15 protein-coding genes are annotated in these 19,562 nt (G+C 52.5%); 12 read left to right on the top strand and 3 right to left on the bottom strand.

Annotation, left to right across the window (positions count from 1 at the left end):
- Nucleotides 1–16: 16 nt before the first annotated feature.
- Entirely contained in the window at nt 17–1,501 is a 1,485-nt protein-coding gene (locus BN3277_RS21205) for a carboxylesterase/lipase family protein (RefSeq protein ID WP_059046158.1), read from the bottom strand.
- A 125-nt stretch (nt 1,502–1,626) separates the two neighbouring features.
- Between BN3277_RS21205 and BN3277_RS21200 the strand changes: the two genes are divergently transcribed.
- The gene (locus BN3277_RS21200; protein WP_059046156.1) at nt 1,627–2,520 is read left to right on the top strand and encodes a LysR family transcriptional regulator; all 894 of its coding nucleotides are present in this window, start codon (nt 1,627–1,629) and stop codon (nt 2,518–2,520) included.
- A 44-nt stretch (nt 2,521–2,564) separates the two neighbouring features.
- Here the strand turns inward: BN3277_RS21200 and BN3277_RS21195 are convergent, their stop codons facing one another.
- Entirely contained in the window at nt 2,565–3,404 is an 840-nt protein-coding gene (locus tag BN3277_RS21195; protein ID WP_059046154.1) for a helix-turn-helix transcriptional regulator, read from the bottom strand.
- Nucleotides 3,405–3,610: 206 nt separating this feature from the next.
- Here BN3277_RS21195 and BN3277_RS21190 point away from each other — a divergent pair, with 206 nt between their 5' ends.
- The 8 genes from BN3277_RS21190 to BN3277_RS21160 all read left to right on the top strand — a co-directional run bounded on the left by BN3277_RS21190 (nt 3,611) and on the right by BN3277_RS21160 (nt 14,395).
- Nucleotides 3,611–4,936, top strand: a complete 1,326-nt coding sequence (locus tag BN3277_RS21190; protein WP_059046152.1) for a carbohydrate ABC transporter substrate-binding protein — start codon at nt 3,611–3,613, stop codon at nt 4,934–4,936.
- A gap of 39 nt (nt 4,937–4,975) precedes the next feature.
- On the top strand, nt 4,976–5,866 hold the full coding sequence (locus BN3277_RS21185; protein WP_059046150.1) for a carbohydrate ABC transporter permease: 891 nt from the start codon (nt 4,976–4,978) through the stop codon (nt 5,864–5,866).
- 43 nt (nt 5,867–5,909) lie between these two features.
- Entirely contained in the window at nt 5,910–6,773 is an 864-nt protein-coding gene (locus BN3277_RS21180; protein ID WP_059046148.1) for a carbohydrate ABC transporter permease, read from the top strand.
- 23 nt (nt 6,774–6,796) lie between these two features.
- Entirely contained in the window at nt 6,797–8,974 is a 2,178-nt protein-coding gene (gene gnpA / locus BN3277_RS21175) for a 1,3-beta-galactosyl-N-acetylhexosamine phosphorylase (protein WP_059046145.1), read from the top strand.
- A complete protein-coding gene (locus BN3277_RS26445; RefSeq protein ID WP_392396648.1) occupies nt 8,971–9,132 on the top strand; it encodes a DUF6903 family protein in 162 nt (53 codons plus the stop codon). Before gnpA ends, BN3277_RS26445 begins: the two co-directional genes overlap by 4 nt.
- A 40-nt stretch (nt 9,133–9,172) precedes the next feature.
- Nucleotides 9,173–10,633, top strand: coding sequence for an alpha-L-fucosidase (locus BN3277_RS21170; RefSeq protein ID WP_082691548.1), 1,461 nt, complete (start codon nt 9,173–9,175; stop codon nt 10,631–10,633).
- A gap of 362 nt (nt 10,634–10,995) precedes the next feature.
- On the top strand, nt 10,996–12,009 hold the full coding sequence (locus tag BN3277_RS21165; RefSeq protein ID WP_059046141.1) for a peptidylprolyl isomerase: 1,014 nt from the start codon (nt 10,996–10,998) through the stop codon (nt 12,007–12,009).
- 58 nt (nt 12,010–12,067) lie between these two features.
- Nucleotides 12,068–14,395 carry a discoidin domain-containing protein gene (locus tag BN3277_RS21160; RefSeq protein WP_157688749.1) on the top strand — a complete coding sequence of 776 codons (2,328 nt, stop codon included), beginning with the start codon at nt 12,068–12,070 and terminating at the stop codon, nt 14,393–14,395.
- Between the two features lie 67 nt (nt 14,396–14,462).
- On the opposite strand, the gene hcp is transcribed toward BN3277_RS21160, so the two are convergent.
- Entirely contained in the window at nt 14,463–16,160 is a 1,698-nt protein-coding gene (gene hcp, locus BN3277_RS21155) for a hydroxylamine reductase (protein ID WP_232436484.1), read from the bottom strand.
- 421 nt (nt 16,161–16,581) lie between these two features.
- Here hcp and BN3277_RS21150 point away from each other — a divergent pair, with 421 nt between their 5' ends.
- From BN3277_RS21150 to BN3277_RS21140, 3 genes are all read left to right on the top strand, one after another.
- On the top strand, nt 16,582–17,661 hold the full coding sequence (locus tag BN3277_RS21150) for an FAD:protein FMN transferase (RefSeq protein ID WP_059046136.1): 1,080 nt from the start codon (nt 16,582–16,584) through the stop codon (nt 17,659–17,661).
- A 211-nt stretch (nt 17,662–17,872) separates the two neighbouring features.
- Complete coding sequence (yfcE, locus tag BN3277_RS21145; protein ID WP_059046134.1) at nt 17,873–18,421, top strand: phosphodiesterase; 549 nt, start codon at nt 17,873–17,875, stop codon at nt 18,419–18,421.
- Complete coding sequence (locus tag BN3277_RS21140; protein ID WP_082691546.1) at nt 18,418–19,506, top strand: GIY-YIG nuclease family protein; 1,089 nt, start codon at nt 18,418–18,420, stop codon at nt 19,504–19,506. The genes yfcE and BN3277_RS21140 overlap by 4 nt, the downstream gene beginning before the upstream one ends.
- The last annotated feature ends 56 nt before the right edge of the window (nt 19,507–19,562 follow it).

Genomic DNA, 19,562 nt, shown 5'->3' with positions numbered 1-19,562 from the left:
ACTTCGAGCAGCGGGATCAAGGCATCCTCCAAACCTGGTGAGGAACGCGAATCCCGGCCGGGGTTGGTAAGTCCTTATGCACAGAGCTGACGAGGTCCAGCACCAGGGTGGCATGGTCTTTACCGTAGACAGGCCAAGCAGGTAAAAGTCCCGTATTGGGGTCACCATTGCGAATAAAGGCACACCAAGCTGCTCTCATCCCGTGGGCAAGTTCGTTCATTTCGGCTGTCACCAAATAGGGGTCGTCGGAAGGGAGTGTAGGAATGGAGCCGGGATCACCTGCAGCTAAGGCCGTTTGAATCAAGCTGCCTTCAAACCCATGGATGGCTCCCAGCCTGCCGGCGCATCGAAGCCGATACATCCATACCGGTGCCCCTGATAAAGCTATGGCTTCCGCGAACTGCATGGCCCCGATGGTGTACAGGTGCTCGGTTAACGTTCGATTCCACGCAACTTCTGTCGGCATCGATGTCTGGTAGTGCTGATAAGCCTCCCACGCCACCTCCGCATTTGACCCTAATAATCTTTCCAGCGCTCCCCGATCCGGAGATCTCAGCAGCGGATCATTATGGATAAAGATCGCCGCCTCTTCCTCGTTGGACCCGATCAACAGCGGCGGGAGCCCTTCATTACCTTTAAGGCTCTCCAGCGGATCGAAAGGGATAACGAGACCATCGGCCACAGGACCAAACATATGCAGGCCGCGTGAGGTATCAAAGCCAATTGCCGCTTGCGCTTCAATCAGTTTCTCTGCGGGAAGCTCGAGTAAATGATGCGCTTCGGACGGCGATATTTTCAACTGCTCCAGTAGTCTTCGGGTTGTTACGCTAGCCGTCTGGCGATCGCGAATCGCTTGCGTGGCTCCGCTTTGGGCGATAGCACGGTGAAACAAGCCGTGTGCCTTTGGCATGACATACAGCGATGCCACACATTTGGCGCCAGCGGAGTTCCCGATGACCGTGACGCTCGACGGGTCGCCGCCAAAAGCGGCGATATTGTGCTGAACCCACTGCAACGCAGTGACGATATCGAGCATGCCATTATTACCCGAAGCTGCGTATTCCTCGCCCAGCAACTCACTCAACTCCAAGAAACCTAATGCCCCCAGCCGATAGTTGATCGACACATAGACCATGCCTTCTTCGGACGCGTATTTGGTACCCTCACAATCCGCTCCGGTTCCCCCTACGAATCCGCCGCCGTGAATATAGACCATCACGGGCTTTAGCTCATCGCCCAAGTCCTGCGGCGTCCATACGTTCAGAACCAAGCAATCTTCGGACTGCGTTAGCTCCGATAGAAGACCTTCCTGTGCCGGATTCTGGGGGGCTATATGACCATACCGATCGCACCGCCGTACACCTTGCCACGGAAGTGGAGAAGCCGGAGGCTTAAATCTCCGCGAACCTCCCGTTGGAGCGGCATAGGGAATTCCTCGGAAGACGTAAGCACCATCCAGTTTGACACCCTCAACCTTGCCTGATAACGTCTGTACAATCAAGGGGATTCTCTCCTGTCCTGTTGTTGTTGTGACTATTATAGCTTGCTTATGTTGATAAGCCATAATATATATTTATTTATAAAGATCATAACTTATTGGTTATGAAGTAGGGAGGATAAAGCGGAGTGGAGTTGTTGCAACTGAAGTATTTTCAGACGGTGGCTCGCCTGGAGCACATGACGAAAGCTGCCCAGAGCTTACATATCTCGCAACCGGCACTGAGCAAAATGATCGCATCCCTGGAAGCGGAGCTTGGAATCGAGCTGTTTCACCGGGAACGCAAGACGATCCGCTTGAATGAGCATGGCAGAACGTTTCTTCAGCAGGTGGATCTCGCTTTGGATGCGCTCGAGGATGGGAAGCGCCAGTTGCAGGATGTCAGCGGGTTCGCCTCTCCCGTCCTAACACTGGACGTTCGGGTATCCTCGCATTTGCTGCCAGACCTGTTGGCGGATTTCCGCGCGGAATATCCACGGGCTCAATTCAACTTGCTGCAGCATGTTTCCCCGCTGGACACTCGGACGAGCTACGATTTATGCCTCTCGGACGGAGCTGAATCCCCCCCGGGAGCCGAAACCGTCTCCTTGCTGGAAGAGGAGATTCTCGTGGCCGTTCCAGCTGACCATCCGCTCGCTCGGCGGGAGCGGGTTAGCTTAAAGGAGCTTCGGGAGGAAGACTTCATCATGCTTCCTTCCGGCAAGTCGTTGCGGGAGACGACGGATGCCTTCTGCCGACTAGCCGGGTTCACGCCCCGGATTCGGTTCGAAAGTGACGATCCGGCCACGGTACGCGGATTAATTCGTGCGGGACAAGGCGTAGCGTTCCTGCCCGCCATCACTTGGGCCGGATCCACCGGAACGGGTGTCCGGCTGCTCAGACTGGAAGAAGGCTGGTGCAAGCGAACGATTTCCTTGTCCTGGCCGAAGGAACGCTATATGAAGCAAATCGCGGCACGATTCCGTGATTTTACCATTCGATATTTCGCGAGATTAGCGGAAGCAGGAATGGACGCAACATGAGGGATGTCTATAGGACATCCCTTTTTTTGTGCTTATCCATCACGCTACAGCGGTCCCCGCGTCTTCTGCCGGTTCTCCTTCCGATAGTCAAGCGGCGCGAGGCCAACCTCCCGCTTAAATGTTTGCGAGAAGTACGACTGGGATTTGAAGCCGATGATCTCGGAGATTTCCAGCACGGAGTAATTGGTTGATTCCAACAGGAATTTGGCTGTGTCCATCCGCACCTGATTCAGGTATTTCACGGGGGACACGCCATACGTTTTTTTGAAAAGATGAGATAAGTAATACTTGTTGATGTGCGCTTCCTCTGCCATGGATTCCAGCGTGATGTTACCTTTAAAGTGGACATCGATGTAATTTTTGACCAGAGCGACCTCTTTGGGAACTTTTTCGGTGGTTGAGAGGTTAATCGATACATGCTTTTTGCGCAGGATCAAGATCAACATGACCTGAACCAGATGCTTGCATAACTCCAGATAGGCTTCCTGCTTGGCGCTGTATTCCTCGAACGCTTTGTACAGATAGAGAAGGATGCTCTTGTCCGGATCCCTAAAGCGGACGTAAGGCACCGTGTCTTCATCTGAAATAAAGGAAATGCCGTTTAGGCCAATAACAAAGTATTCTAGCGGATCGCTGAAATCGGAAATTTCCGTATGCTCAATATTGGGGTTCACGATGATGACATCATGCTTCTTGATGGGGAGCCGTTCGTCCCGAACGAGAAATTCCCCCGTCCCGTTTGTCACATAAAACAATTCGGCGAAATGGTGGGAGTGCTTCAGACCAATCCAGTTTTGGCTATCGGCATCCGACTTGTTGATATAGATCAGCTCCGTGTTCAGGCTGGCGAGCAGATCGGCCGAGGAATTGGGGTGGTTCGTCATACCTTCGTTCCTTTCAGAGTAAAAATGACACCTTGCTAGCTAAGCTCCTAAGCTGTAGCATGACCGCTGACAAATTTAATGATAGCACAAAATGTTATCTTTATTAATCAATAGAGCAATATAACTAAAAAACATAGCAATAATGACATATTTAAAAACGCTTTCTACTCACTATAATGAAAATAAATAAAAAGGGAGGCGTTCAAATGCGGATCCAAAAGTTAGGCGCTGCGATCGTGATCACAGCGATGTTGACCTTAACGGCCTGCGGGGCCGGTTCAAACGGAGCATCCTCCGGAGAAGACGGGAAGCCAGTGTTAAAAATGGCCGCCCTCGAAGGCGGTTACGGCAAGGAAATGTACAGCCAGGTCATCGCAGTGTTCGAGGAGCAATTTGACGTAGACGTGGAGCTGACGATCAGCAAGAGCATTGAAGATGAGATCACACCGGGCATGAAGGCTGGGAAATATCCCGACGTTGTAGTACTTGGCCAAGGGCGCAGCGCGGGACTCACCGAGACGCTGATTAAAGATAAAGGGTTGGAGGATCTGACGGACGTCTTGTCGATACAGGTTCCCGGGGAAGAGCAGACGTTGAAGGACAAGCTGGTCGACGGCCTGATTGGAACGCTTGGCACCAATCCTTACGGCGATGACCGCACCTATTTGATGCCGATGTATTATTCTCCAACGGGGTTGGTGTACAACAAGGGACTGTTCGAGCAAAAAGGCTGGGAAGTGCCAAAGACATGGGATGAGATGTTTGCCCTCGGCGATCAGGCCAAGAGCGAAGGGATTGCCTTATTTACCTATCCTACCGCTGGATATTTGGATTCCTTCTTCTTTGCCCTGTTGGCTGATGTCGGCGGGTTGGAATTTTACGATAAGGTGATGAATTACGAGCAAGCCATCTGGCAGACCTCGGAAGCCAAACAGGCGCTGGACACGACCGCCAAGCTGCTCAGCTATGCCTCGGATACGACCGTCGCGTACGCCAATGAGCAGGACTTCACCAAAAATCAGCAGGCGATCCTGGACAATAAGGTCTTGTTTATGCCAAACGGCACCTGGATTGCCGGGGAAATGGCCGATGCGCCCAGAGCGGAAGGGTTTCAGTGGGGATTAACCCCGATACCGACGGTGAAGGGAGGCGGAGATCGTTACATCGTCACTTCGATGGAATCCGTATGGGTCCCGTCCCAAGCGAAAAACAAAGACCTGGCTAAAGAGTTTATCACCTTCCTTTACTCCGATAAAGCTGCCGAAATTTTTGCTAAGTCCAATGCGATTCAACCTATCAAGGGGATTTCGGAGCAGTTGACCGGCGAAAATCAATCGTTCTACAGCGTATACGATGAGCCGAACGTGAAGGCGTTGGTCGGCGGGTTTGTCAGCACCAGCCCAGTGGAAGGCGTGAATATCAAAACCACGTTGTTTGATACGGCCAACAGCATCATCTCGGGAGAGAAGACCGTAGACGATTGGCAAGCGGACCTCAACGAAGCCAGCGAGAAGTTAAGGGCGGCAAAATAACCAAGCGGAGGAGATTCCCTGCAGGAAGCGGGTGAGAAGGTGAACCGAAATCATGGACGTATTCGCTTCATTTGGCTGTGCATCACCCCGGCATTCGTACTCTTTGTTCTCTTTATGCTTATTCCTACGTTTAACGTATTCCGGATGTCGGTGTACAAGTGGAGCGGCTTTTCGGCGGAAAAACAGTTTGTAGGCTTCAGCAACTTCCGCATTCTTCTGGACGATGAGGTGTTCGTGAAGTCGTTTCAGAATACCGTGCTGCTGCTGGTGATCGTGACGATCCTGACGATGTCGATGGCGCTTCTGTTCGCGGCGGTGATGACGCGGGAAAACGTCAAGGGAAAGGACTTGTATCGGGTTGTCTTTTACATCCCTAACATTCTATCGGTTGTGGTCATCGCGGCTATCTTCTCAGCGATATACGATGCGGAGCAAGGGTTATTGAACGGATTGCTGGGCATGCTCCGGTTAGATGTTCTGCAGCGCATGTGGCTGGGGGATCAAGGCCTCGTCATTTATAGCATCGCCGGAGCGATGATCTGGCAGTCGGTGGGTTACTACATGGTGATGTATATGGCCAGTATGTCCAGCATCCCAGAGAGTTTCTATGAAGCCTCGGCGCTGGAAGGAAGCGGGAAGGTGCGGCAGTTTTTCTCGATCACGCTGCCCCTGATTTGGCAGAACTTAAGAAATACGCTGACCTTCTTCATTATCAGCTCGATTAATTTAAGCTTCACCCTGATTAAAGCGATGACAAACGGCGGTCCGGACGGAGCGACCGAGGTATTCCTGAACTATATGTACAAACAGGCCTATACGAATTCCTCCTACGGGTACGGGATGGCGATCGGTTCGGTCGTGTTCCTGTTCTCGTTTGGGTTGTCGCTGTTGGTCAGCCGGGCGACGAAACGGGAACCCCTTCAATTCTAGTGCAAGCTCAACAGTAAAATAGGGAGGAGCTGGCGGAGGACCGATGAAATCCGACAAAACCTACAAATGGTTCATCTATGTCATCCTGACCCTGCTCGCCTTGTCTATCGTGGTCCCGATGATTTGGGTGCTGCTCGCTTCGGTGAAGCAAAAATCCGAATTTTACGGAGATCCATGGGGACTGCCGGCAGGCGTTTACCTGCAAAACTATTTTGATGCGTTTACCGACGCCCATATGGGGTCGTATCTGCTGAACTCGCTATTCACCACCGTCCTTGGATTGGCGATCCTGCTGGTTGTCGCCGTACCTGCGGCTTATGTTTTGGCGCGCTACCGATTCCGGGGCCGCCAGATTCTACATCTTCTGTTTATGGGCGGCTTGTTCATCAACGTCAACTACATCGTGGTCCCGATCTTTTTGATGCTGCTGGACGGAGATCGATGGCTCGGAGGCTGGTTCCCGGACGGACTGCTCATCGACAATCTGGCGGTATTATCGCTGGTTTACGCCGCAACGGCCATCCCGTTTACGATTTATTTGTTGTCCGGGTATTTTCAGACCATTCCCGAGGTGTTCGAGGAGGCGGCGGCGATGGACGGCTGTTCACATGTTCGAACGATGTTGTCCATTATGGCGCCGATGGCTCGTCCCAGCATCGTGACGGTGATCCTGTTCAACTTTCTGGCTTTTTGGAACGACTATATTATTGCGTTGACGCTGCTGCCGGGGCCCAACAAGACGCTTCCCGTCGGTTTGCTGAATCTGATGACCGCCCAGAAAGCGGCCGCCAACTACGGACGACTTTACGCCGGCCTGGTGATCGTGATGGTTCCTGCCCTGATCCTGTACATTTTGGTGCAGCGGCGATTAGTGGAAGGCATGACGGCCGGAGGAACGAGAGAATAGCAGAGGGAGAGGAGACGATAGGCATGGCTAAACGGAAAGGTAGAGTGACGCTCCCAAGCGAGGAAGGGTTCGTCCGGGAAACGAAGGAGTTGATGGAGAGGTGGGGGGCGGACGCAATCCGGGACAGCGACGGGACGAGGCTAGATGCGGACGTCAAAGCGCTGCCCGCGAAGATTTATACGGCTTATTTTCCGTCCAGAGGACATAACGAGTTTAGCGCAAGCCATATGGAGGAATGCCCGCAAATCTATTTGATGAGCGAATTTGTGCTGGCCACGTCGGTTAAGGTGGAGATCGGGTTGCTAAACACCTATTATCGGGAGCAACTGGACGTCGATTATTTGCATGATCCTTATCGTTATTGGCAAGTGATCGATCGAACCACTGGGGAGGTGCTGCCCCCCTCTGATTGGCGAATTCGCCAGCAGGACGATACGGTGATCATCGACCATGCGGTACCGTGGCATGAATATACAGTTTCCTTCCTCGCTTTTATTCAATGGGACCCGGTTCAGATGTATAACCACATCACCAATGATTGGGGCGATAAGCCGCATGAGATTCCGTTTGACGTGAAGCAGCCGCATTCGAATGCATTTATCCATGAGACGATGAAGCAATGGCTCCAGGACAATCCGGAAGGCGATGTCGTGCGTTTCACTACGTTGTTTTATCAGTTTACGCTGGTGTTTAACGAGCTGGCCCAGGAGAAGTTTGTGGACTGGTTTGGGTATGGTGCCAGCGTGTCGGTAGCGATGCTTGAGGATTTTGCTCGAGAAAAAGGATACGCCCTGACCGCCGAAGATTTCGTCGATCAAGGATATTACAACTGCTCCTTCCGGGGGCCGTCACCGGCTTATCTGGATTACGTCGACTATGTCTCCCGCTTTGTTGCTGCGGAAGCAAAGAAGCTGGTCGACCTGGTGCATGAAAGCGGCAAGGAAGCGATGATGTTCCTCGGCGACCAATGGATCGGTACGGAGCCTTATGGGCCGCACTTCGAATCGATTGGATTCGACGCCGTTGTGGGGAGTGTGGGAGACGGTACAACACTGCGGATGATCTCGGATATTCCGCATGTGAAGTACACGGAAGGGCGGTTCCTGCCTTACTTTTTCCCGGACGTCTTCCATGACGGCAACGATCCTGTGGTGGAAGCGAATCGGAACTGGCTGGCGGCGCGGCGTGCGATCCTGCGCAAACCGATCGATCGCATGGGGTACGGGGGATACCCGAGCTTGGCTTACAAGTTCCCGAAATTCGTAGACTATGTCGAGCAAATCACCGATGAATTCCGCGACATTCATGAGCATATCCGAGGGGCTACGCCATACTCGGGGTTAAGGGTGGCGATCTTGAACTCGTGGGGAGCGCTGCGGACGTGGCAGGCGTTTACCGTTGCCCACAGCCTCTACAGTAAACAGGCTTACTCCTACTATGGGATCTTGGAAGCCTTAAGCGGTATGAGTGTGGATGTCGTATTTATCAGCTTTGATGACGTACTCGAACGCGGCATTGATCCGTCGATCGACGTGGTGATTAATGCCGGGGATGCGTATACGGCTTTTTCCGGCGGTGAGGTATGGAAGAACGCACGGCTGGTCGAGATGCTTCGCCGCTGGATATACGGTGGCGGCGGATTGATTGGTGTAGGCGAACCTTCGGCGGTGCAGCATCAGGGGCGTTTTTTTCAATTGGCCGATTGCTTTGGAGTGGAGAAGGAGCTGGGATTCAGCGTGTCTACGGACAAATACTTCGACCGTCCCGTCGAGGAGCATTTTATTACGGCGGATCATAAGGGTTTTGATTTCGGGGAAACGACAAACCACGTCTATGCGTTACATGAAAGCGTCGAGATTCTCGAGTATTCAAACGGGGAGGTGCATTTGGCCGCGAATCGCCCAGGCTCGGGGCGTGCGGTATATCTTGCCGGACTTCCATATTCCCCGGGAAATGCGCGGCTGCTCCTGCGTTGCCTGTACTTTGCAACCGGCAAGGAGACGGAGTTGAAACGATGGTATGCGGATAACGTGGATTGTGAGGTGCACGCTTATCCGGAGCAAGGGGTGTATGCGGTCGTCAACAATAGCAACGCATCGCAAACCACGGTCGTGTACGATGGGGAAGGGAACACTACTATGGTGAAGCTAGGCCCAAGCGAGATCGTGTGGAAGCAAAAGAGTGAGGGCGTTAAGTCATGATAGGGATCATTTTACGGTTGCTAGGATTGATCATCTGCGTGTGTCTGGTTGTGTATGGACATGATCATGGAACAAGTTACGTAAACCTTGGTTTCATGTTCATTGGATTGGCAGGGTTGATCGGACTGCTTTACGAATATAACCGCAAATATCAATAGCCCGCGAACGACGCGGAGACGAGAAAGGATTACTTCTTGGATGAACATGGACGAAATTTTTGGCATCAGACCTTCAACAAGGCAGCTGCAATGGCAAAAGCTAGAGTTTTATGGGTTTATTCACTTCGGGATGAACACGATGACCGACAGGGAGTGGGGAATGGGGCACGAGGACCCGGTCCTGTTTGATCCCAAGCATCTAGATGCCGAGGAATGGGTGGCGATCTTGAAACAGGCCGGGATGAAGGCCGTCATTCTGACCTGCAAGCATCATGATGGCTTCTGCCTTTGGCCCAGCCGGTACACGAAGCATTCCGTCGCATCCAGCCCGTGGAAAGGCGGTAAGGGGGATTTGGTCCGCGATGTTGCGGAAGCCTGTCACAAGGCCGGGCTTAAATTCGGAGTGTATCTGTCCCCTTGGGATCGGACCGAAGCAAGTTACGGGGAAGGGGCGGCGTATGACGATTTTTACGTAAATCAACTGACGGAGCTGCTCACTCAATACGGCGAGATTAGCTGTGTCTGGCTGGACGGCGCAAACGGAGAAAGCCCTTCCGGCAAGCGACAACAGTACGATTGGGACCGTTATTATGAGACGATTCGGAGGCTGCAGCCGCCATGCGTGATCAGCGTATGCGGTCCGGATATCCGCTGGGTAGGCAACGAGGCGGGGCATACGCGGCGGGAAGAGTGGAGCGTCGTACCCCGGGCATTGCAAGATGCGGAGAAAACGGCGGAAAAATCGCAACAAACCGATGACCCCACCTTCGCTCGTTCGATCAACTCCATGGAAGAGGATCTGGGTAGTCGGGAAGCGATGGCTCGGTATGGCGGGGAATGGGTGTGGTATCCGGCTGAAGTGAATACGTCCATCCGGCCCGGTTGGTTCTACCATCCCGAAGAGGATGGGCAAGTGCGGAGCGACCGCGAGTTGTTTGACATCTACTTGAAGTCCGTTGGCGGCAATGCTATGTTCCTGCTCAACGTTCCGCCCAACCCGGACGGGGGGATTGCAGCACCGGATCGTGAAGTTCTGGCCGGGTTGGGACGCCGGATTCAGGAACTAAATGATCCAAGGCTGAACGAGGGAGCCGTATGGAGGGGGTCGAGTGCTGCTTCCCGGGAGGAAACGGCCGAAGGTCTTGCCGAGACCGTATTGGGTCGCGGCTGGAGGCCGTCAGCGTCGGATGTTGAGCCTTGGGTACAAATCGTTTTACCGGAGGCGAGGGCATTTAACGCGGTTATTTTGCAGGAGCACATTGAACACGGCCAGCGGGTGGAGGCGTTTGAGCTGTGGGCGTCGGAACGAGGCGGGGACGAGCGGAATGTGGTGTCCGGGGACTCCGGCGAATGGCGCTTGATTGGGGAGGGCTCGATGATCGGCTACAAGAAAATCATCACGCTCCCGTTAATGACAGCTCAGCGGGTGAAGGTTGTGTTTAAGCAATATCGGGGGTACCCGACCTTGGCGGCCCTGCGACTTTCGCACATCGGAGAGTAGCAGAGCCAGGAGGTAGGTTGGCAGGCGGTTAGGTTAAGGAGCTAACTGGAATAAGTAACGTTAATTTCGCCAAATTCGCGGACTAGAGCTTCAATAGCTGGATTTTCTAACGTTAATTTCTTGGGTTTCAGCATTCCTGGAGGGTTATCGTCGAATTAACGGTAGATTTTCCAGTTAACTTTCGAAAATGAACCGTATCCGCGAAATTAGCAGCCGGAAATCCAGTTAGTTTGACTCTAGAACAACCGGATGAGTCCAAACTCTGAACATCTAGCGGAGGTGAGGCGATGCGCACACGGACAAGGACAGCGACAAGGACAGGGACAAGCAAGAAGCGCAAGGGATGGGTAAGGGGGTGGCTGTTGATCGGTTTCCTTCTCTTGGCCGGTGTACTGCTTAGCGGTTATATGCTGGCGAGAACCTCCGACGAGCAAGTGGCCGAGCTCGGCGGATACGCGATTACGGACCAGGAGGTTGCGTTTCATATGGAGCGGCTGAAGCCATCCGTCGAGAACGAGTTCCGCGTGAAATCCCAGGTGACGCTGGGGAAAGGCGATTGGACCAAGCCGGTTGGGGACCTCCCCCCGCTGGGCGTGCTGCAGGAGCGGGCGTTGGAGCAAGCCGTTCGGGACAAGGTGGTCATGATTTTAGCTCGGACGCACGGTTTGTTGGACACCGTGGATTTCTCCGGGCTGACTGCCTCGATGGAAGCGGAAAACCGCGAACGGCAAGCCGCCGTTCAACGCGGAGAAGTTGTCTACGGTCTCGTCCGGTTTACCTTGGAGTCTTATTATGCGCATATGCTGGTTTCTCTGGAATCAGGCTTGAAACAGAAACTGAGTCAACATCCAGAAGACCTGCTTTACCTGGAAAGGGGGGATGTCGAGAGCTATTATGAAGCACATGCCTCGGAGTGGGCTGCGATGGCGACGCAATATAAGGTTGCGAAGTTGACCGTGCCCGTTTCCCAAGAAGGGAAGAAAGAGGCTGCTGGCGTCATAACGAAGCTTGCTGCGAAAAATGCCACATTGGAGGAGATGGCGGGCCGGTTTACCGGAGCCATCCTACAAACGGAGTTGCTGGCGGAAGAGAGCAGTGCGAATTTGAATTCGCCTAGTTATCAGGTGGTTTCCCAGTTGAGAGGCTTGCACCCCGGCGAGCTGACCTCCCCGGTTGAGACTCGCGAAGGGTTCGCCGTTTACCGTTTGGAGGAAGTCAAGGTCGACAAGCAGAAAGCATTGCAAACCTATGACTATCAGATCAGGCAGCAAATGCTAGAGGAACGGTTTGAAGCATATGTCGAGCAATATCAAAGTGAACTTCCGCTCCAAGTGAACCGGGCAAAACTGGCCGAGGTCACGATCCCGGGGACCTGATCTGCAGCTAACCTGAAAGCCAAATCCATTTTGAAGGTATGGGAGGGAGTTTATGTACGTGAAGAAAAGTCGGGTTGCTTGGGTAGCTCTAACGTTGGTTGCCATGGTGATCTCTTTGCTGCCCCCGGTGGCCAGCGCTTCTGGGACTAGTCCCAACTCAGCCGCCCAGGTGGTCACCGAGGCGCAAGCGGCGGGGAACCGGCAGAATCCCTACAAAGGAACCGACTACTACATCGATGCCACGTTAGGGAACGATGCCAACAACGGGACTTCCAAGAAGAGACCATGGAAAACACTGCAAAAAGCCAACGAAACTGTGTTTAAGCCCGGTGACCGCATTTTGCTGAAGGCCGGTGAAACCTGGTATGACCAGCAGCTTTGGCCCAAGGGATCGGGGGTGAAGGGCAAACCTATCGTGATCGACATGTACGGCAATCCCAAGGACGGAAAACCTTATATCGCTACTAACGGCAATGTACAGAATCCTGTCCGCTATGAAAATGGGGATTTCAAAAAGGACAAAACCAAGGTGGGCCTTACGGGAGCCGTTGTGCTGCAGAATCAGCAGTATTGGGAAATCCATAACTTGGAGTTGTCCAATGATGATGATTTTGCCACCGATATCGACGTGTCTGCAAAGGAACATTCCGTTGTACGGGACGGGGTGTCCATTACCATCAATGCTGATTTGCTCCAAGCCGGCGATGATCAAATCATGAACTACTTCCGCATCAGCAATCTCTACATCCATGATATCGACGGCCCAACCGACTGGCAGAAAATTCATTACGGCGGCATCGTCTTCCAGGTTTTTGGCGAAAAGAGCTATAAGGATTACGATGAAGGGGCCTACTACTTCCAGGACGTCCGCATCGAGAACAACCATTTCTACAAAACCGAGCTTCATGCGATTCAATTCGCTTTCAACTGGTTTTACGACCGTGACGCCAGCTCCGGCGAATACGACGAAACCGGCAAATATCATGAGGGCTGGGAACAGCTGTGGGTACGAACCCGCGACCTCTATAGCCGCGACGTCTACATTGGGCACAACTATGCCGAGAACATCGGTCAAGGTGCGATCCAGTTGGCGAATACCAAGAATATGACGGTGGAATTCAACGAGGTGAACGGCTACCTGCAAAGGTATGATGCTGTCTCCTGCGGATTGTACTTATGGGCCGGGGCGGACGCTGTCATGCAATTTAATGAAGTGTACGGCGGTCCTTACGGGGAATTCGACGGCACTCCCTGGGATTTGGAATACACCAACTTTAACGTGACTTATCAATACAACTACTCCCACGACAACGCCGCAGGCTGGATGGCCTACATGGGCAATAGCTCCAATTCGGTAGCACGCTATAATCTAAGCGTCAATGACAATGGCGTTATCGTCAAAAATATGCTGTCCACCAATTACTCCCCCACGTATTTTCTCAACAACGTCTTCATCTATGATGCTGAACAAATGGACTGGTTCCATGACGAGGTGTTTAAGGATACCGTGTATTTCCTGAACAATGTCTTCTACAATATGTCCGAAACGACGCCAACCCAATGGTATCGGAAAGAAGGGGCTTTAAGCAAAGCCGTATTCTCCAATAATGCGTTCTACGAAACAGGAGGGATCCACTCCGAGCAGCAGCCGCATGATCCTAATGCGGTGTTTGCAAATCCGATGTTTGTGAAGGATCCGAAGGACTATAAGAAGAACAACGGAGTAGACCGGATTGTGAACTCGGCGGCGAACTTCAAGCTTAAGAAAAATTCCCCGCTGATCGACGCGGGTCGATACAACCGTAACGTTGGAGAGGAGGATTACTTCGGCACGCATTTGTACTATGGAGACGGGATCGACATCGGCCTTCACGAGTCGCCGATCGGCAAGAAGGTGAAGCATCCGATCGATTCGAATCCGATCGAAGAGGAAGGCAAGTCGGATGGCATAAATCTGGCGTTGCATAAGCCGATCGAAGCGAACTACACCCATCCGAATCCGGGGCTTGAAGCGGATAAGCTGGTGGATGGAAACACCGCCACTCGCTGGGCGAGTGCGGACCCGGATGAGATGACGGACGGGTATCCGATCGTCATTACGATCGATTTTGGCGAACCTACAACCTTTAATGAAATCTATTTAGACGAATATACGGACGGCGGCACGAACCTGCGGATTCAGGAATTCGAGATGCAGAAGCTGAACCCGGAGACGCAGGAGTGGGTCACGTTCATCTCTAAGGCGGATGGAATGGGGCATGATTTAACGTTGGATAACTTCGGCGACGTGACCAGCAGCAAGCTGAGGTTATTGATTACGAAGCAAAAGGACAGCGAATACTGGACGCCGACAATGACTGAGATCCAGGTGTATTACAACGAGTAGTCAACACGAAAAAGGCCCCCTCATCATTTACATCTCGTGATGAGGAGGGCCTTTCTATTTTTACCCGTTATGCCAACGCTCCGAGAAACATGGCCATATCTTCCTCCACGTTCGTGATGCCGCCGATCCCAAACTTGTCGATGAGGACCTTGGCTACGTTGGGGGACAGGAAGGCCGGTAAGGTAGGGCCAAGATGAATGTTCTTCACGCCGAGATAGAGCAGGGCCAGCAGGACGATAACCGCTTTTTGCTCATACCAAGCAATGTTGTACGAGATCGGCAGCTCATTAATATCATCAAGACCAAACAAGTCCTTTAATTTCAGCGCGATCACAGCCAGGGAATAGGAATCGTTGCATTGCCCGGCATCCAGGACGCGGGGAATCCCGCCGATATCGCCAAGCTCCAGCTTATTATATTTATACTTGGCGCAGCCGGCGGTCAAAATCACAGTATCGCGTGGTAATTCCTTGGCGAACTCCGTGTAGTAGTCGCGCGACTTCATCCGCCCGTCGCACCCGGCCATCACGAAAAATCGTTTGATCGCTCCGGTCTCCACCGCCTGGACGATCTGATCGGCCAACCGGGTTACCGTATGATGGGCAAAGCCGCCTACGATCTGCCCGCTTTCGAGTTCGGTTGGCGGCGGGCAGCTTAGGGCATGTGCGATGAGCTCCGAGAAGTCCTTCGGCTTTCCGCTTTTGCCGTCCGGAATATGCCTTACCCCGGGATAACCCGTATTCCCCGTCGTGTAGAGACGATCCAGGTAACTATCCTTTGGCGGTACGATACAGTTGGTGGTCATGAGAATCGGACCGTTAAAAGCTTCGAACTCCTTTGTTTGCAACCACCAGGCATTGCCGTAGTTGCCGACGAAGTGGCTGTATTTTTTGAAGGCCGGATAGTAGTGGGCAGGGAGCATTTCGCTGTGGGTATACACGTCGACGCCGGTGCCTTCAGTTTGGATCAGCAACTCTTCTAAATCCTTCAAATCATGGCCGCTGATCAAAATGCCGGGGCGGTTTCGTACACCGATATTGACCTCGGTTACTTCCGGATGACCATAGGTGCTCGTATTGGCTCGATCCAGCAAGGACATCGCTTCTACCCCATATTTGCCTGTCTCCAGCACCAAAGCGACAAGATCAACAGCCGTTAAGGTATCGTCCAAGGTTGCAGCCAGCGCCCGGCGTATAAAATGATGAATCTTACTTTCGGTATAACCCAACTGGAAGGCATGGTAAGTGTAAGCCGCCATTCCTTTGAGTCCATAGGTTAATAGCTCGCGTAAGGAACGAATATCTTCGTTGGCGGTGGAGAGGACACCGACCTGTTTAGCTTTATCTGCGAACTGGCTTTCATCTTTAGGTTCCCATAGCGCAGCATCGGGTAAGGCAGCCTCATCGCCGGAGTGCTTCTCGCTCCAGTAGTTTCTAACAATATCACGCAAGGCAAGAGCTTCGCGGATATGGCTCACGAAATAGTCGCGATCAAAATTGGCATTCGTTATCGTTGCAAACAAGGAGTTCATGGTAAAAACGGTCAGCTGCCGATCGAGGGGTTCCGGCAGATCGCTGTCCAACGCAAGGAATGACGCGCCTTTGATTACGTAGATGAGCAGATCTTGCAGATTGGCCACTTCCTCCGGCTTTCCGCAGACGCCGGCGATTGTGCAGCCCGTTCCACCGGCTGCCTCTTGGCATTGGTAACAGAACATGGACGGCGCTTGATGCAAATCGGTTGTCGTGGCATGACTTTGGTTCATGGGGAAACCTCCTAAAATGATTAGATTAAGGGAGGCGCTGGAGTATGTGGGAAAATTCACGTAGGTGGGTATGAGGCCTTGCACCTCCGATTCTGCATGAAGCATATCGCCGGATCGGCAGCGGTTGAGTGATTGGGATCACAGTTATTTCCACAAATTAGGAAACAAGTCAAGAATACGAAAACATCACCCGAGATGATGACTTATTAAGATAATGGATTTCGAATCAACCGCGGCTTGGATCGACCCTTTGGGGAGCGAGATTTATCTCGCTTCTTTTTCGTTTAAGCTCGCTTCATCTTGGCGTACCCCATTTCTACTGAACGATCAATGATGTTCTTACTGGACTAATCGGTTGTGGAAATTATACAATACGATGTGTTAACCACTAGACGCGTGGAAATTCAAATGAGGTGAAACGATGCAACGAACACGGAAATGTCGTAAATGGGTCGTGATCATGGGCTTGACGGCAATGCTGATGACCCTCCTCTCCGGCTGCGGGGGGAATGCAGGAAACAAGGAGAAAACAACGGCCGCGGATCCGGCCTCGAGACAATATTATATTTTTGATACGGTGGTTAACATCAAATTGTATGAGGACCCGAAGGCTGAAGAGCATTTGGACCATATCGATACGATGCTAAAAACCTTGGATCAGGAGCTAAGCCGAACCTTGGAGACAAGCCAGCTCTACAAAGTGAATCAGGAAGCCGGCAAACAGGCGGTTGAAGTGTCGGAGGATACGATGGAGGTGCTGAAACGCTCGCTCAACTACGCCCAAGAGACGGACGGGCTGTTTGATCCGACCGTCGGCGGGTTGGTGGATCTTTGGGATATCGGACATGAAGGGGCGCATGTTCCGGCACCGGAGGATTTGCAGCGGGAGCTTAGCTTGGTGGGGTACAAGGATGTAGTTATGGACGAAGCCAAGCAGACGGTCTTTTTGAAACGTCCGGGGATGATTCTGGATCTCGGCGGCATCGGGAAAGGATATGCGGCGGACAAGATTGCCGCTTACCTGCGAGGCGAGGGCGTGAAGAGCGCCTTGGTCGACCTCGGAGGAAGCAGTATCATTGTGGTCGGAAGCAAGCCTAACGGCGACAGCTGGACGGTTGGGCTTCAGGATCCCGATAGCTCGCGTGGTACGATTATGGGGAATATCCGTTTAAACGACCAGGTGATCAATACCTCAGGTATTTATGAACGGTATTTTATTGAGGATGGAGTGATGTATCATCACATTCTTGACCCCAGAACCGGAGCCCCGGCGCAAAACGAATTGAAAAGCGTAACCATCTTGACGGATAATGCGACAGATGCCGATGCCTTATCTACCGTCGTTTACGTGATGGGTCTGGAAAAAGGGATGGAATTTGTTGAAAATTACAATGAGGAAACCCAAGCCCTGTTCATCACGAAAGACAACAAGATTTACGCCACTACAGGACTTAAGGATACGTTTAAAGTGACGGATGAGCAGTACTCGCTCGTGGAATAGCAAGTGGCCTAAGGACGTTCAAGCGATTGGGCGTCTTTCTTGCTATCGGGAGGAACGATCTTTTACGAGAAGAGAGGTTAAGATGAGGGTTACTAGCAAGGTAATTCCGATGCCAACCATCTGAATGACATTCGCATAGGGCTCGGGAAAAATCAGCACCTCAAACAGAACCTCACTCAGCAGATAAAATAAAATTCAGGAGTTGGTATCTATGAAACTGATGTTGATTTCGGATATCCACGGGTCAAGCGCTTGGCTGGACCGGGCGATGGCTCAAGCGGCAGAGGAGCGACCCGATCAAATCATCCTGCTGGGGGATTTCCTGTACCACGGGCCTCGGAATCCGCTGCCTGACGGGTACGATCCAAAACGGGTAGCGGCGATATTGAATAGACATAAGCACAACTTGATCGCCGTACGCGGGAACTGCGATGCCGAAGTGGATCAAATGCTGTTGGAATTTCCGATGATGGCGGATTACGCGATGCTCTACCTGGAAGGACGACGCATTTATGTCACGCATGGGCATGGATACAGGATGGAGCAGCTTCCGCCGCTGACGCCTGGCGACGTGTTTGTTCAGGGGCATACGCATGTGCCGGTGGCCGATATCAAGGACGGCGTATATGTACTGAACCCGGGGTCCATTGCGTTACCGAAGGAAAACTTCCCAAATTCGTACGGTATCCTGGAGGCGGGGGCTTTTATCGTGAAGGATTTTGCCGGAGGGATCGTAAAAAGGATCGAGTTTACTTCATGAGAAACGAACGGATTCAACATCAATTGCGAAACCTCCCGGCTGTGCCGGGGGTTTATTTGATGAAGGATGCGGCGGGAGACGTCATTTATGTCGGCAAGTCCAAAAACCTTCAGCAGCGAGTTCGCTCTTATTTTTACGCCTCACACAACCGTTCCAAGAAAGTGGAGAGATTGGTGCACAATGTCCAGGACTTGGAACTCCGCATCACCGATACCGAATTCGAAGCCCTAATGCTGGAATGCCAGCTGATTCGCGAACTGAAGCCGATGTATAACAAAAAGATGAAGAGTCCGCACGGATATCCCTATGTAGCGATCCGGGACAACGAGGGAATCTGGGACTTGGAAGTCGTCGACGTGCCGGAGGCCCCGGAGATTCGGCAAGTTTACGGGCCTTATACGGCGAGCCGGTATTCCGTGGAGGAGGCGGTCCGGGGCATTCGCGAAGCGCTAAGTATCGCTTGCAGCCGTCCCCGCACCACCTCGATTGGGGTGCCCTGCTTGAATCATTCGCTGGGCTTATGTCTGGGGGCCTGCTTAGGCGGAGAAGCGATCGAACGAAACAATCATACGATCAACCGATTTACCGCGTTGCTGGACGGCTCGGATGCCAGCTTGCGTGTTGAGTTGGAGGGACGGATGCGGGGGGCGGCCGAGCGATATGACTTCGAAGCGGCAACCAAAATCAGGGACGTCTTGAACGCCATGGATCTGTTGGCCAAGCAGGAGGAGATCGCCGGGTTTGCCGAGCAGAATGGGAACATCGTGGTCCTGGAACGGTTGAGTGAGCGGGAGGCCAAGTGGTTTATGCTGCAGCGATATACGATCCTGCATGGCCAAAAGGTTGAATTGTCAGGAAATTCTCCAACATCCCTGTCTATGGAAATGGCCGAGGAGGCATTGGCCTGTTTTAGCAAGGGCGTGTATTCCCTGGCGGGCAAACCTACCCGGGATGAAATCGATGAGGCTCGGATCATCTACCGGTATTTACAGAGCAGCGAATGCCGTTATGCGTTGATTCCGCAAGCATGGATTCAAGAGGCTGATACGGCTCGGATTGCCCATGTACTAGAAGAAATCATCTGAGAATTGGATGAAACTTTCTACCTATTGACAGCGCTTACATTAATAGTTATGTTTGG

It is taken from the genome of Paenibacillus rubinfantis (assembly GCF_001486505.1).
In the GTDB taxonomy this organism is placed as follows: domain Bacteria; phylum Bacillota; class Bacilli; order Paenibacillales; family Paenibacillaceae; genus Fontibacillus; species Fontibacillus rubinfantis.
Note: the sequence above shows the minus strand (reverse complement) of the source record. Positions and strands in the feature narration are given on the sequence as shown.